This is a genomic window from Streptomyces sp. NRRL S-455 (genome assembly GCF_000717875.1).
Classification (GTDB): Bacteria; Actinomycetota; Actinomycetes; order Streptomycetales; family Streptomycetaceae; genus Streptomyces.
Map to the genome: position 1 here is coordinate 1 of NZ_JOCT01000072.1, position 490 is coordinate 490.

The 490-nt window shown below is 65.3% G+C and carries 1 protein-coding gene; it reads left to right on the forward strand.

Features of this window, described 5'->3' with window-relative positions; all coding sequences use genetic code 11:
* Nucleotides 1-35: 35 nt before the first annotated feature.
* Nucleotides 36-490, forward strand: a 455-nt coding sequence (locus tag IE97_RS0137845; RefSeq protein ID WP_030252217.1) for an HAD family hydrolase, incomplete at its 3' end; no start/stop codon positions are given.

The window sequence follows — 490 nt, forward strand, 5'->3', positions numbered from 1 at the left end:
GCATAGGCCGCTCCGCTGAAGCACTAGGAGGACCAGTGGGATTCGACGTCAAGCCCAAGTTCGTGACGTTCGACATGAACGGAACGCTGATCAAGTTCAGCATCAACGACACGATGCGCGAGGTCCTGGGCGACCGGCTGCCGGCCGAGGTCGCCGATGACTTCCTGCAGATCTGCAAGGCGTACCGGATCGACGAGTGCACGGGCGCTTACCAGCCGTTCCACCAGGTCGTCGCCCGTTCCATGGAACGCGCTCTGCACAAGGTCGGTCTCGAGTACCGCGAGGACGAGGCGCGGGCGGTGTACGACCGCATCCCCACCTGGGGCCCGTACCCGGGTGTCACCGAGGCACTGAACCGCCTGGCCGAAGAGGTCCCGCTGGTCATCATCACGAACAGCGACACCGCGCACGCCGTGCGCCTCGCGGAGAACCTCAAGGCCCCGTTCGAGGTCGTCATCAGCGCCGAGGAGATGGGCGTCTACAAGCCGCG